This window comes from Agrobacterium sp. 719_389, assembly GCF_900188475.1.
GTDB lineage: Bacteria > Pseudomonadota > Alphaproteobacteria > Rhizobiales > Rhizobiaceae > Agrobacterium > Agrobacterium radiobacter.
The window spans coordinates 80,119-93,061 of sequence record NZ_FYEM01000008.1 but is presented as its reverse complement, the minus strand read 5'-3'; the positions used below and the strand labels follow the sequence as shown (position 1 = coordinate 93,061).

14 protein-coding genes are annotated in these 12,943 nt (G+C 61.1%); 12 read left to right on the top strand and 2 right to left on the bottom strand.

Annotated elements, in window-relative coordinates:
* The first annotated feature begins 114 nt into the window (after positions 1–114).
* Genes purU through CFB10_RS15635 form a run of 3 tightly spaced genes read left to right on the top strand, consistent with a single transcriptional unit; the run spans position 115 to position 1,651 of the window.
* Positions 115–999: a formyltetrahydrofolate deformylase gene (gene purU / locus CFB10_RS15645; protein ID WP_020011653.1), complete on the top strand. Its 885-nt coding sequence runs from the start codon at positions 115–117 to the stop codon at positions 997–999.
* 45 nt (positions 1,000–1,044) lie between these two features.
* Positions 1,045–1,341, top strand: coding sequence for a type II toxin-antitoxin system RelE/ParE family toxin (locus tag CFB10_RS15640; RefSeq protein ID WP_020011654.1), 297 nt, complete (start codon positions 1,045–1,047; stop codon positions 1,339–1,341).
* A gap of 4 nt (positions 1,342–1,345) precedes the next feature.
* Positions 1,346–1,651, top strand: coding sequence for an addiction module antidote protein (locus tag CFB10_RS15635; RefSeq protein ID WP_026363923.1), 306 nt, complete (start codon positions 1,346–1,348; stop codon positions 1,649–1,651).
* A 13-nt stretch (positions 1,652–1,664) separates the two neighbouring features.
* On the opposite strand, the gene CFB10_RS15630 is transcribed toward CFB10_RS15635, so the two are convergent.
* Positions 1,665–3,059 (bottom strand): sensor histidine kinase, encoded by a 1,395-nt coding sequence (locus tag CFB10_RS15630; RefSeq protein ID WP_020011656.1) that lies wholly within the window; start codon positions 3,057–3,059, stop codon positions 1,665–1,667.
* Positions 3,056–3,736, bottom strand: a complete 681-nt coding sequence (locus tag CFB10_RS15625; RefSeq protein ID WP_010972345.1) for a response regulator transcription factor — start codon at positions 3,734–3,736, stop codon at positions 3,056–3,058. The genes CFB10_RS15630 and CFB10_RS15625 overlap by 4 nt, the downstream gene beginning before the upstream one ends.
* A gap of 51 nt (positions 3,737–3,787) precedes the next feature.
* Between CFB10_RS15625 and CFB10_RS15620 the strand changes: the two genes are divergently transcribed.
* From CFB10_RS15620 to CFB10_RS15575, 9 genes are all read left to right on the top strand, one after another.
* Positions 3,788–4,885 carry an extracellular solute-binding protein gene (locus CFB10_RS15620; RefSeq protein ID WP_020011658.1) on the top strand — a complete coding sequence of 366 codons (1,098 nt, stop codon included), beginning with the start codon at positions 3,788–3,790 and terminating at the stop codon, positions 4,883–4,885.
* Positions 4,886–5,346: 461 nt separating this feature from the next.
* Complete coding sequence (locus CFB10_RS15610) at positions 5,347–6,255, top strand: tripartite tricarboxylate transporter substrate binding protein (protein ID WP_153463847.1); 909 nt, start codon at positions 5,347–5,349, stop codon at positions 6,253–6,255.
* On the top strand, positions 6,252–6,746 hold the full coding sequence (locus tag CFB10_RS15605; RefSeq protein ID WP_020011660.1) for a tripartite tricarboxylate transporter TctB family protein: 495 nt from the start codon (positions 6,252–6,254) through the stop codon (positions 6,744–6,746). The genes CFB10_RS15610 and CFB10_RS15605 overlap by 4 nt, the downstream gene beginning before the upstream one ends.
* Before the next feature lie 107 nt (positions 6,747–6,853).
* Positions 6,854–8,371: a tripartite tricarboxylate transporter permease gene (locus CFB10_RS15600; protein WP_020011661.1), complete on the top strand. Its 1,518-nt coding sequence runs from the start codon at positions 6,854–6,856 to the stop codon at positions 8,369–8,371.
* A 129-nt stretch (positions 8,372–8,500) separates the two neighbouring features.
* On the top strand, positions 8,501–8,761 hold the full coding sequence (locus CFB10_RS15595; RefSeq protein ID WP_026363924.1) for a hypothetical protein: 261 nt from the start codon (positions 8,501–8,503) through the stop codon (positions 8,759–8,761).
* Between the two features lie 317 nt (positions 8,762–9,078).
* Positions 9,079–10,017, top strand: a complete 939-nt coding sequence (locus CFB10_RS15590) for a siderophore ABC transporter substrate-binding protein (protein WP_020011663.1) — start codon at positions 9,079–9,081, stop codon at positions 10,015–10,017.
* 188 nt (positions 10,018–10,205) lie between these two features.
* Positions 10,206–11,171 carry an ABC transporter permease gene (locus CFB10_RS15585; RefSeq protein ID WP_020011664.1) on the top strand — a complete coding sequence of 322 codons (966 nt, stop codon included), beginning with the start codon at positions 10,206–10,208 and terminating at the stop codon, positions 11,169–11,171.
* Entirely contained in the window at positions 11,164–12,132 is a 969-nt protein-coding gene (locus CFB10_RS15580; protein ID WP_020011665.1) for an iron chelate uptake ABC transporter family permease subunit, read from the top strand. Before CFB10_RS15585 ends, CFB10_RS15580 begins: the two co-directional genes overlap by 8 nt.
* Positions 12,129–12,887: an ABC transporter ATP-binding protein gene (locus CFB10_RS15575; protein WP_020011666.1), complete on the top strand. Its 759-nt coding sequence runs from the start codon at positions 12,129–12,131 to the stop codon at positions 12,885–12,887. Before CFB10_RS15580 ends, CFB10_RS15575 begins: the two co-directional genes overlap by 4 nt.
* Positions 12,888–12,943 lie beyond the last annotated feature (56 nt).

The following is a 12,943-nucleotide window of genomic DNA, read 5'->3' as shown; positions in this document are numbered from 1 at the left end:
GCCCTATGACTTTGGCTACGTCGCCTTGGCGCTTTGCTCCGCCGCCAAGCTGCGCTATGGAACGCGCCGAACTGTGCCGGCCGATGCCGGCGTGAAGTCTTTGAGGGAAAACGAATGACATCCTATGTTCTGACCGTAGCCTGCAAATCGACCCGTGGCATCGTCGCCGCGATTTCCGGTTATCTGGCGGAAAAGGGCTGCAACATCGTCGACAGTTCGCAGTTCGACGACCTCGAGACCGGCAAGTTCTTCATGCGCGTTTCCTTCATTTCGGAAGAGGGCGCCTCCCTTGAGGCCATCACCGAAGGCTTTCAGCCAGTGGCGAAAAAATTCGGCATGGAGGCGGAGATCTACCCGGACGGCCAGCGCATGAAGGCAATGCTGATGGTGTCGCGTTTCGGCCATTGCCTCAATGACCTCCTCTATCGCTGGAAGATCGGCGCGCTGCCGATCGATATCGTCGGCGTCGTCTCCAACCATTTCGATTACCAGAAAGTGGTGGTCAACCACGACATTCCCTTCCACCACATCAAGGTGACGAAGGAGAACAAGCCGAAGGCCGAAGCGCAGCTGATGGACCTGATCGAAACGAGCGGCACGGAACTCGTCGTGCTGGCGCGTTACATGCAGGTTCTGTCCGATGACCTGTGCCGCAAGATGTCGGGCAAGATCATCAACATCCATCACTCCTTCCTGCCAAGCTTCAAGGGCGCGAACCCCTACAAGCAGGCCTATGAGCGCGGCGTGAAGCTTATCGGCGCAACGGCGCATTATGTCACCGCCGATCTCGACGAAGGCCCGATCATCGAGCAGGACACGGTGCGCGTCACCCACGCGCAATCGGCCGACGACTACGTCTCGCTTGGCCGCGACGTGGAAAGCCAGGTGCTGGCCCGCGCCATCCACGCCCATATCCATCACCGCACCTTCATCAACGGCAACCGCACCGTGGTCTTCCCGCCAAGCCCCGGCAGCTACGCTTCGGAGCGGATGGGGTGAAACCTTCGTCATTGACGAAATGACAACCACAGTTTACATTGCGCCATGCTCACGATCCGGGAAACAAGCGAGTTTGCCGACTGGCTGGCGGGTCTGCGCGATGTGCAGGCGCGCGCCCGCATCGCACGCCGCATTTACCGGCTGGCGGACGGCAATCCCGGAGACGTGAAACCGGTTGGCGAAGGCGTCAGCGAACTCAGGATCGACCTTGGACCCGGATATCGGGTCTATTTTGTCCGGCACGGCGATGTCGTCATCATATTGCTGTGTGGCGGCGACAAGGCATCGCAACCCCGCGACATCGCCAGAGCCAAGAAACTGGCCAGAGCGCTCAAGGAGTGAGACCATGCCACTTGTGACACGCGATTACGATGCCGCCCGCTACCTTGATAGTGACGAAGCGCTTGCCGCTTACATCGCCGACGCCACAGAGAGCGGCGATGCACAGGAGCTCGCCCATGCGCTGGGCGTCGTGGCGCGGGCCAAGGGTATGACTGACCTTTCGAGACAAACCGGCCTTCCCCGCCAGACCTTGTACAAGGCGCTGAGCGGCGAGGGAAATCCGGAACTGGCGACGATTGCCAAGGTCGCCGACGCGCTGGGCTACAGGCTCTCGCTGGTGGCGAAATCGCCTGCGGACACGGCCGCCTGATAAACCCGGCGGGCTACGGCGCCTTTTCCACGCCACCGAACACTACCCGCGCCCTCAGCCCACGCCCCTCCGCGCCATCCTCCAGCGTCAGCCGCCCGCCGAACAGCCCGGCGATCTCTTCGATGATGGCAAGGCCGAGGCCGGCGCCGGGGGCGGCGCTGGCTTCGCCGCGGGCGAAGCGCTGGCGCACCATGGCGCGTTTTTCCGGGGGTATGCCGGGGCCGTTATCTTCCACTTCCAGCCACACGGCGCCCGCTTGCCTGCCGACGCGCACGGTGACTTCCGCACCGCGCCCGGCATAATTGATGGCATTGGAAACGAGATTGCCTATCAGTTCGCCGATGAGGAGCGGCTCGGCGAGAATTGTCGCTTCGCCCTCGCCTTCGAAACCGAGATCGATGCCGGCGTCGGCCGCGCGCGGCACGAAATCGGCGGTTACGTTCTGCGCGACGGCCACCAGGTCTATCGCGGAAAAATCATGTTTTTCGCTCGAACCGGCGGCATCGATATTGGCCATGCGCAGCAACTGGGCGAGGATATGTTCGGCATGGGCCACCGAAGCGCCGCCCTTCAGCGCCGCCGCCTGCGCCTCTTCAAGGCTTGCGGCGCGGGCGGAAAGCGCAAGCTGGGTGCTGATGATGGCGAGCGGCGTGCGCAGCTGGTGGCTGGCATTGCCGGTGAAATGCCGGAGCGCATCGAGCGCCGACTGCAGCCGTACCATGAAGGAATTGACCGTTTCCACCAGGTTTTCCACCTCAACCGGCACGGATTGGCGGATGGGGTGCAGGTCGTTCGGGCTGCGCTCGGCAATGGCTTCGCTGAGCCGGTAAAGCGGCCGAAGCGAAATCGTCACCGCGATCCAGACGATGATCGCCGCCCCCACGATCATCAGGAGCAGGCGTATCGCGGACCGCAGGATGATCGCCTGCGCCAGCTGGCTGCGGGCAATGGTGGTTTCGGCAACCGTGACGGAAAAGGGCACGGAATTGATGCCGGTGGAAGCGAAACGCCTGATAGCAGCGATGCGGATAGGTTCATCGCGGAAAACGGCATCGCGATAGGCGGGCGTATCACCCGCCGGGTTCGCAACCGTCGGCAGGTTCTGGTAACCCGTGAGGAATTGCCCGTTCGGCCCGTCGACGCGGTAAAATACCCGGTCCTGCGCGGCCGATGTCAGCATTTCCAGCGCAACATAGGGAATGTCCACTTCCAGCGAGCCGTCCTCTGCCACCACCACCCGTTCGGCAATGGCAAGTGCCGAACCTGAGAGCACCCGGTCAGAGACGACATTGGCGGTATTGACCGCCTCGCGCCATGTGTCGGTGAGCGCAACGCAGCCGATGATGGCGGTGGAGATGAGAAGCCAGCCTAGAAGTCGCCGCCTGAGCGAATAGGCGGCCTGTCTCATTCAGCCATCTCCGGCAGCTTTTCCAGATAATAGCCGATGCCGCGCGCGGTCTTGACCGTCAGCCCGTGGGGAGCGAGCCGTTTGCGCAGACGGCTGACATATTGCTCGATGGCATTGGCGGAAATATCGTCGTCGAAGCCGGTCAGCGACTGCACGATCGCTTCCTTGGCGACAACCTTGCCCGCCCGCATGAACAGCACTTCGAGCAGCGCCACCTCGCGGGCAGGAATATCGAGCGGACGTCCATCTGCGGAAAAGGTGCGCGACGTGAGGTCGAACAGCACCTTGCCGAAACTGAGGGCGGAGGAGCGCAGGCCGGCATTACGGCGCAACAGCACCCGCACCCGTGCCTCGAATTCGGTAATATCAAAGGGCTTGATCATGTAGTCGTCAGCGCCGAGATCGAGCCCCTTGACCTTTTCTTCCGGCGTGCCGCGCGCCGTCAGGATCAGCACCGCCGCCTTGTCCTGGCGCGAACGCATGGAGCGCAGCACCTCGATGCCATCCATTTCCGGCAGGTTGAGATCGAGAATGACGAGGTCGAAACTTTCCGCCGCAATCGCCGCATCGGCGGAAGCGCCATCGGAAACCACGTCCACCGCATAACCGCTGCCGCGCAGAAGTGCGGAAAGCCCTTCCGACAGCACCTGATTGTCCTCGACCAGCAAAATACGCAAATCTTCCCTCCCGCAATCCGCCGAATTTAACCAAGCCCTTGCCGCTTGTGAATGGCAAGCGCGTGCGGCATGATCTTTTCCATGCGTATCTGCCTTTTTCTCTGCCTCTGTCTTTGCATGGCCTCGCCCGCGCTTGCGCAGGTCGCCATTTTTCCCGCCCCATCAGGCAAGGCGGATGCGGAAACGCTGGTGGTCTATTCCTCGCTGGATGAGCCGCTGGCGACGCCGATGATCGAGGGTTTCCAGAAGGCCAATCCCGATATCGCCGTCCACTACGAGGATATGCTGACCGGCGAAATCTACGACCGCATCGTGAAAGAAACCGATGCGGGGAAAAAGACCGCCGATTTCGCCTTCTCTTCCGCCATGGATCTGCAGGTGAAGCTGAGCAATGACGGTTACGCCCAGCGCTCGGACCTTGCCATGAGCGCCCGCTGGCCCGCCTGGGCCAATTGGCGCAACACCGCCTACGCGCTGACTTTCGAGCCTGCGGTTTTCGTCTATCACAAGCCGAGCTTCACCACCGAAAAACCGCCCGCCACCCGCGCGGAATTCGTCGATTATCTGGAGCGCCACGCCAAAGAGGTGCATGGCCGTATCGCCACCTACGACATCGAGCGCTCGGGCGTCGGCTTCCTGTTCATGTCGCGCGACCAGGAGCAGTTCGGCGATATATGGAGCGTCATCAAGGCCATGGGTGCGGCGGGCGTGAAGGTCTATTCCACCTCTTCGGCCATTCTGGAGCGGGTCTCCGACGGCCGATTCGTGCTGGGCTACAATATTTTAGGCTCCTACGCCGCAGACTGGGCCTCGCGCCACCCCGATGTCGGCATCGTGCTGCCGAAAGACTATACCGTGGTCATGTCGCGCATCGGGCTGGTGCCGGAAGCCGCCGCCAACCCGGCGCTCGGCCGCCGTTATCTCGAATTCTTCATGTCCAAGGAGGGCCAGACGATCATGGCCCGGCAATTGCAAATCCCCGCCGTCAGCCCGGAAGTCGCAGGCGAAAACACCGCCAACACCATGCAGGCCATCCACGGCGCGCAATTGCGCCCGGTTCCCGTCAGCCCCGGCCTGATGGTCTATCTGGACCAGGTGAAACGCAGCCGCCTGATCGAGCGCTGGAACGAGGCGTTGCGGTCGCAGTAGGTTCCCCCTCATTCCTGTGCTCGTCACAGGAATCTAGCCAGCCCAAATCCTTGGGCTGAAAGGACTCTTCTCGCCGCGTAGACACGCACCGGCTGGATTCCTGTGACAAGCACAGGAATGAGGGTGTGGACCAAGCTTCAAAGGCGCAAAACAAGGCCATCCCACACGCCACAGTAGACGCCCGACACAAATTAATAGAGAGTAAATGCGCAAGGACTTGCGTAGCGTCAGTTAGATGACAGCTTTTTGTGATGCTCTGCAATCCTTCTTCATTCCGTGGAGGCGGAAGAAGATGCGGGAGGAAATCCAGGACGATTGCCAAGCACCACGCTGACTATTCAGCGCCGGCACAGACGCGTCCTGAAAGCCCCCCGCATAAACGAAAAACGACGCCCAAAAAGGGCATCCTGAGGAGGGTTTTCTACGTGAAACATTTTCTTATCGGCACATTTCTGGCGGGCATGATCGCTCTTCCGGCCGCTGCAGCGGATTACACCATCATTGCCCCGGCCAATCCCGGCGGCGGCTGGGATCAGACCGCGCGCTCCCTGCAGAGCGTGCTGCAGGAAGAAGGCATTTCCAAGAGCGTTCAGGTGCAGAACGTACCGGGCGCCGGCGGCACCATCGGTCTTGCGCAGTTCGCCAGCCAGCAGAAGGGCAACCCGAACGCCCTCATCGTCGGCGGTTACGTCATGGTCGGCGCCATCCTCACCAACAATGCGCCCGTCACCCTCAAGGAAGTGACGCCGATCGCCCGCCTGACCGGTGAATATGAAGCCATCGTCGTTCCGGCATCCTCGCCGCTGAAGACCATCGGCGACCTCGTCGATCAGCTCAAGAAGGACCCGGGCAGCGTTTCCTGGGGCGGCGGCTCCGCCGGCGGCACCGACCATATCGCCGTTGGCCTGATCGCCAAGGCGGCCGGCGTCGACCCGACCAAGATCAACTACATCGCCTATTCCGGCGGCGGCGAAGCGCTTGCCTCGATCCTCGGCTCGCAGGTCACAGCCGGTATTTCGAGCTACGGCGAATTCGAAAGCCAGGTGAAGGCCGGCACGCTGCGCCTGCTCGCGGTTTCCAGCGAAGAGAAGCTGGAAGGCGTTGATGCGCCGACGCTGAAGGAAAGCGGCCTTGATGTCGTCGTCCAGAACTGGCGCATGGTCGCCGCTCCTCCCGGCCTGACGCCGGAACAGGAAAAGGCCGTCAATGCCGACATCGAAAAGCTGGTGAAGTCCGCCAAGTGGCAGGAAACCCTGAAGACCAAGAGCTGGATGGACACCTATCTCGCCGGTGACGAATTCAAGGCGCAGCTCGCCAAGGATACCGACGCCACCGCCGCCATCCTCAAAGACATCGGACTGGTAAAATGAGCCAGGGTTCCAACCCTTCGCAGCATCAAAAGCGCCGCCCTGACTGGGCGGCGCTGGCGATCGCCATCTTCCTCGTCATCATCGCCTGCGTGATCTTCTGGGACAGCGCGCGTCTCGCCAGCGTCACCGGTTATTCGCCGGTCGGCCCAGCGACGGTGCCTTATGCTATCGGCTTCTGTCTTGTCGGCCTGGCGCTCTGGACGGCCATCGAGGCCTGGCGCGGTGATTTTCCCGAACGCGACAAACAGGAAATCGCCCCGGTTATCTGGGTCGTCGCCGGCCTTGCCGCACAGATGCTGCTGCTGAACATTGCCGGTTTCTCCATCGCCACCGGCCTGCTCTTCGCCTTCACGGCGCGCGCCTTCGGCAAACGCAAGCTCTGGTATTCGATCCCCATCGGCATCGCCCTGAGCTTCTTCATCTGGTTCATCTTCGCGCGGCTGCTGCAGCTTTCGCTGCCCGCCGGGCCTCTGGAACGGCTGTTGTTCTAACAGCCATTCCGACCAAAATTCGAGATCACAGGAAACCGCAGGCGCGCGATGACGCATACGCCAGCCGTTCCGCCCGCCCATCGGGTCCACTTGGGGGACATCTGTCCATGAGTACCTTTGAATTCCTGCTGCACGGTCTTGAGGTTGCCGCCCAACCCATGAACCTGCTCTATGCGCTGATCGGCGTCACACTCGGCACCGCCGTCGGCGTTCTGCCCGGCATCGGGCCGGCGCTGACCGTGGCGCTGCTTCTGCCCGTTACCTACCGGCTCGATCCCGCCGGTTCGCTCATCATGTTCGCCGGCATCTATTATGGCGGCATGTATGGCGGGTCGACCACCTCGATCCTGCTCAATACGCCGGGCGAAAGCGCCTCGATCGTCACCGCGCTTGAGGGCAACAAGATGGCCCGCAAGGGCAGAGGCGGCCCGGCCCTTGCCACCGCCGCCATCGGCTCCTTCGTCGCCGGCCTCATCGCCACCATCGCGCTGGCCTTTGTCGCACCCTTTATCGTCAAGCTGGCGCTGGTTTTCGGCCCGCGCGAATATTTCGCGCTGATGGTGCTCGCCTTCGTCACCGTTTCCTCCGCCTTCGGGGATTCGGCATTGCGCGGCCTCACCTCGCTGTTCATCGGCTTTGCGCTCGCCATCGTCGGCATCGACCAGCTGACCGGCCAGACGCGCATGAGCTTCGGCATTCCCGACCTGCTCGACGGTGTGGAAGTGACGACGCTTGCGGTCGCCATGTTCGCCATCGGCGAAACGCTGTTCATTGTCGCGCAGGGCCAGACTGGCGACGACAAGGTCGAGGCCGTCAAGGGTTCGGTCTGGATGAGTGCTCAGGACTGGGCGCGTTCCTGGAAAGCCTGGCTGCGCGGCACCCTGATCGGCTTCCCGATCGGCGCCATGCCGGCGGGCGGCGCTGAAATCGGCACTTTCCTGTCCTACGCCACTGAAAAGAAGCTGACCAAATATCCCGAAGAATTCGGCCATGGCGCTATTGAAGGCGTTGCCGGACCTGAGGCCGCCAACAATGCTTCCGCCGCTGGTACGCTGGTGCCGCTCCTGACGCTCGGCCTGCCGACGACGGCGACCGCCGCCATCATGCTCGCCGGTTTCCAGCAGTTCGGCCTGCAGCCCGGCCCGCTGCTGTTCGCCACCAATCCGCAGCTCGTCTGGGGTCTGATCGCCAGCCTGTTCATCGCAAACCTGATGCTGCTGGTTCTGAACCTGCCGCTCGTCGGTCTGTGGGTGAAGCTTCTGACCATTCCGAAGCCCTGGCTTTATGCGGGTATTCTGCTGTTCGCGACGCTCGGCACCATCGGCGCCAACCCGTCGGTATTCGAACTCGGCATGCTGCTCGCCTTCGGCATCCTCGGCTACGTCATGCGCATCTTCGGTTATCCGATTGCGCCAGCCGTGGTCGGCCTGATCCTCGGCCCGCTCGCTGAACAGCAGCTTCGCCGCGCACTGGCCATCGGCCAGGGTGATCCGACCGTACTGCTCACCTCACTGATCGCCGTCGGCCTCTTCGCCGTCGCGGCAGCCGCCTTCATCATCCCGCTTATCATGCGCATCCGCGGCCGTGGCGAGGTGCTAACGCAGCTTGCCGCCAACGAGGACTGAGAAACCAAGAGCCTCCCAAGGCAACTGGCCCCGTATCTTCGGATGCGGGGCTTTTTTTATTCACGCCAACGGGATGTGTGGCATAGACGCGGCCATGATATGATTCCGCTGCAAACGCAGGAGAAAAACATGCGCAAGATCGCGATCATGATGGTTCTGGCGCTCGCCGGCTGCACGACAGCCACGCCCGATGTCGAACCCATTCCCGGCAGCATCACCTATGGCGGGCAGCCCCGCACCAAATTGACCAAATCACCCATCGGCAGCACGCTCAGCAACGAATTCGTGATGGGCGACGGCCGGCTTGCGATTGAGACCTATCGCGTGCAACCCGACCGGTCGCTGAAACTGGAAAGACGCGAAATCGTCGGCGACTGGCCGCCGAATTGAGACGTGCGGACACAGACCGGGTTAGCGACGCGTTCGAAAATGGTGCTTCCGTCATCCTCGGCCTTGTGCCGAGGATCTGCGACCTATCGCTTTGTTCAACGTGATTAGATCCTCGGCACAAGGCCAAGGATGACGTTCGGAGAAATTGCAAGCCATGCTATTCCTCCCAGACATTTCCCGCTCACGGCAATTCAGAACCGTTCTAAAACATATTTTTGATTTCCGCATACCTTGCCAATAAAGCTGATAGCGAACATCAAGTTAACCCGGCGGGAGCACTTCCGCCGGGTTAGAACCATATTGCAAGGGACATATAAGTGGCCATCAACTTCACCTTCCCCGTTCGCCTGCTGGCGGCAGCAGCCTTCAGCCTTGGCGCGATGACCGCCGGCGCTGAGGAAATGACGATCAAGCACGCGCAGGGCGAGACCGTGCTGAAGGCGGCGCCGAAGAAGGTTCTGGTTCTCGATATTCCCTCGCTCGACAATCTCGATGCACTGGGCGTCGAGCCAACAGGTGTGGTCAGCTCCAACCTGCCGACCTATCTGCAGAAATATGCCGATGGCAAATATCTGAAGGCCGGCACGCTATTCGAACCCGATTACGAAGCGATCAATGCGGCGGAAGCCGATCTCGTCATCGTCGGCGGCCGTTCGCGGGCGAAATATCCTGACGTTGCGAAGATCACGCCGGCCATCGACATGTCGATCGATTCCAAGGAATTCATCGGGAGCTTTAAAGGCAACATCACCAAGCTCGGCGATATCTTCGGCAAGCAGGAAGAAGCAAAGAAGCTCGACGCCGTCATCGATGAGAAGGTCGCAAAGCTGAAGGAGATCGCTCCCAACTCCGGCACGGCGATGATCCTCGTCACCAATGCCGGCAAGGTCGGCGTTTATGGCCCCAGCTCGCGCACCGGCTGGCTGCACACCGAAATCGGCTTCAAGCCCGTTGCCGCAGATATTGACGACCGTTTCGACCGCGGCGACGTCGTCTCCTTCGAATATCTGGCCGAGGTCAACCCCGAATGGCTGTTCGTGATCGATCGCGACGCCGGCATCGGTCGCGCCACCGATCCGGGCAAGGCAGCCGCGCAGGTGCTGGACAATGAGCTGGTGCACCAGACCAATGCCTGGAAGAAAAAGCAGATCGTCTATCTCGACCCTCAGGCGGCCTATATCGTCAGCAGCGGTTATACGGCGCTCACCACCCTGCTCGATCAGGTCTACAAGGCTGTTTCCGAGAAGAAGTCGTAGCAACCGCGCGCCATCTGCTCCACACTCGACGTCATCCTCGGGCTTGTCCCGAGGATCTACCAAGGTATCGTAAAATCAATAGGTTGCAGATCCTCGGGACAAGCCCAAGGATGACGGAGAGAGGTTTGTAGCCTCACCGTAACCTGCGGGTCGCCGGGAGCTTTCACCATTTTCGAAAAATCGCCGAAGTGAAGTCCCTGTCTCTCATTCTTGCCTTTCTTCTGGCCCTGGTGCTCGCCATCACCAGCCTGTTCGTCGGCGTCAGCAATGTCTCGCTCGCCACGCTCTTTTCGCCTGATACCAGCGCGGATGCACTGCGCGTGCTGCTCGTCAGCCGCATCCCCCGCACGCTGGCGCTGATACTGGCCGGAAGCTCGATGGCGATTGCCGGTCTCATCATGCAGATGCTGGTGCGCAACCGTTTCGTGGAACCTTCGACGGCGGGCACCACCGAATCTGCCGGCCTCGGGCTGCTGGTCGTCACCCTGCTTGCACCGGAAACACCCATATTCGGCAAGATGCTGGTAGCCGCCGCTTTCGCGCTCGCCGGAACCGCACTTTTCCTGCGTATCCTGAGACAGTTGCCGCTGCGCGACGTGCTGCTGGTGCCGCTGATCGGCATCATGCTGGGCGGCGTCATTTCCGCCGTCACCACCTTCTTCGCCTATCGTTTCGATCTCTTGCAATCGCTCGGCGCATGGATGACGGGGGATTTTTCCGGCGTGCTGCGCGGCCGTTACGAACTGCTATGGATCGGTTTCGTTTTCGCCATCGCCGCCTATCTCGCCGCCGACCGTTTCACGGTGGCCGGCATGGGGCGCGACTTCACCACCAATCTCGGCCTCAATTATCGCCGGGTGATGGCGCTCGGCCTCACCATCGTCTCGCTGGTCAGCGCCGTCGTCGTCGTGACCGTCGGCATGATCCCCTTTCTCGGACTGATCGTGCCGAATGTGGTCAGCCTGATGATCGGCGACAATATGCGCCGCTCCGTGCCTTGGGTGGCGACGCTTGGCGCGGTCTTCGTTCTTGCCTGCGACATCATCGGAAGAACGGTGCGCGCACCTTATGAGGTGCCGATCGGAACCGTGGTCGGTGTCATTGGCAGCGCGCTGTTCCTCTATCTCCTGCTGCGGAAACGCCGCCATGCGTGAGAGAAACCCCGAAAGGCGCGCAAAAACCGTTCTGCTCGTGCTTGCGGCATTCGCACTCCTCTCCATGGCCGCCTTCATGACGCTCGGCGCCAAGGGCAGCTGGAGCTTCGTGCTGCCGTTTCGCGGCATCAAGCTTCTGTCGCTGTTGCTGGTGGCCTATGCCATCGCCGTTTCCACCGTGCTGTTCCAGACGGTCACCAACAATCGCATCCTCACCCCTTCGGTCATGGGTTTCGATTCGCTTTATGTGCTGATGCAGACGGGGCTGATTTTCATATTCGGCTCGGCAACCGTGGTCATGATCGATCCGCAACTGAAGTTTCTGGTCGAAACCGGGCTGCTCGTCGCCTTTTCCGCCCTGCTCTATCGCTGGCTGTTCGTCGGCGCGGAACGCAGCCTGCATCTTCTGGTGCTGGTCGGCATCGTCTTTGGCGTGTTTTTCCGCAGCCTCTCGGGCTTCATGCAGCGCGTGCTCGATCCCAATGAATATACGGTGCTGCAGGATGTGCTGTTCGCCAGCTTCAATTCCATCGATCCGACGCTTCTCATGGTTTCCGCCGTCATCATCGGCGCGGTGACCATCATCGGATTGCGCCTGATGCACACGCTCGACGTCCTCTCGCTCGGCCGCGCAACGGCCATCAGCCTCGGGGTCGAATACAAGCGCACGGTGACGATCATCCTCGTGCTGGTCTCCGTGCTCGTCGCCGTCTCCACAGCGCTGGTCGGCCCGGTCATGTTTTTCGGGCTGCTGGTTGCCGCCCTTGCCCATTATCTCACCGGCAATGGCAAACACGCCTACGTGCTGCCCGCCGCGATCCTCATCGCCATCATCTGCCTCGTCGGCGGTCAGGTGGTGCTGGAGCGGATCTTCGCCTTCGATACGGCGCTCTCCATCATCATCGAATTTCTGGGCGGCATCGTCTTTATCGGTCTTATTCTGAAACGAGGTGCGCGATGATCATCGCCAGTCAGATCAGCAAATCCTATGGCGACACGGTCGTGGTCGACGGCGTCTCCGTCTCCATTCCGGCATGCGGCGTCACCTCCATCATCGGGCCGAACGGGGCGGGAAAATCGACGCTGCTCTCCATCGTGGCGCGGCTGATGTCTATGGATGCGGGAACCGTAACGGTCGATGGGCTCGATGTTACGAAAACCGCTTCCGACACGCTGGCGAAACGGCTTTCTATCCTGCGGCAGGACAACCACATCTCCTCGCGCCTGACGGTGCGCGATCTAGTCAGTTTCGGGCGCTATCCCTATTCCAAGGGCCGCCCCACCATCGAGGACAAGGCCCATATCGACCGGGCGCTCGAATATCTCAATCTCGAATCCCTTGCCGGCCGATTTCTGGATGAGCTTTCCGGCGGCCAGCGCCAGCGCGCCTTCGTGGCCATGGTGCTGTGTCAGGACACGGATTATGTGCTGCTCGACGAACCGCTCAACAATCTCGACATGAAACACGCCTCCAGCATGATGAAGATCATGCGCAAGGCCGCCGACGAGCTGAAGAAGACCGTGGTTCTGGTGTTGCACGACATCAACTTCGCCTCCTGGTATTCCGACACCATCATCGCCATGCGCGAAGGCCGCATCTGCCATCAGGGACCTGCGGAAGAGATCATCCGCCCCGAGATTCTCAAGGACATCTATGACATGCCGATCCGCGTCAATGAGATAGACGGCCGGCGCATCTGCCTGTTTTACGAATGACATGATGATTGTGCAGGATTTTTACTGTCCCAGTGCTTAGCATGGAACAGGGCAAC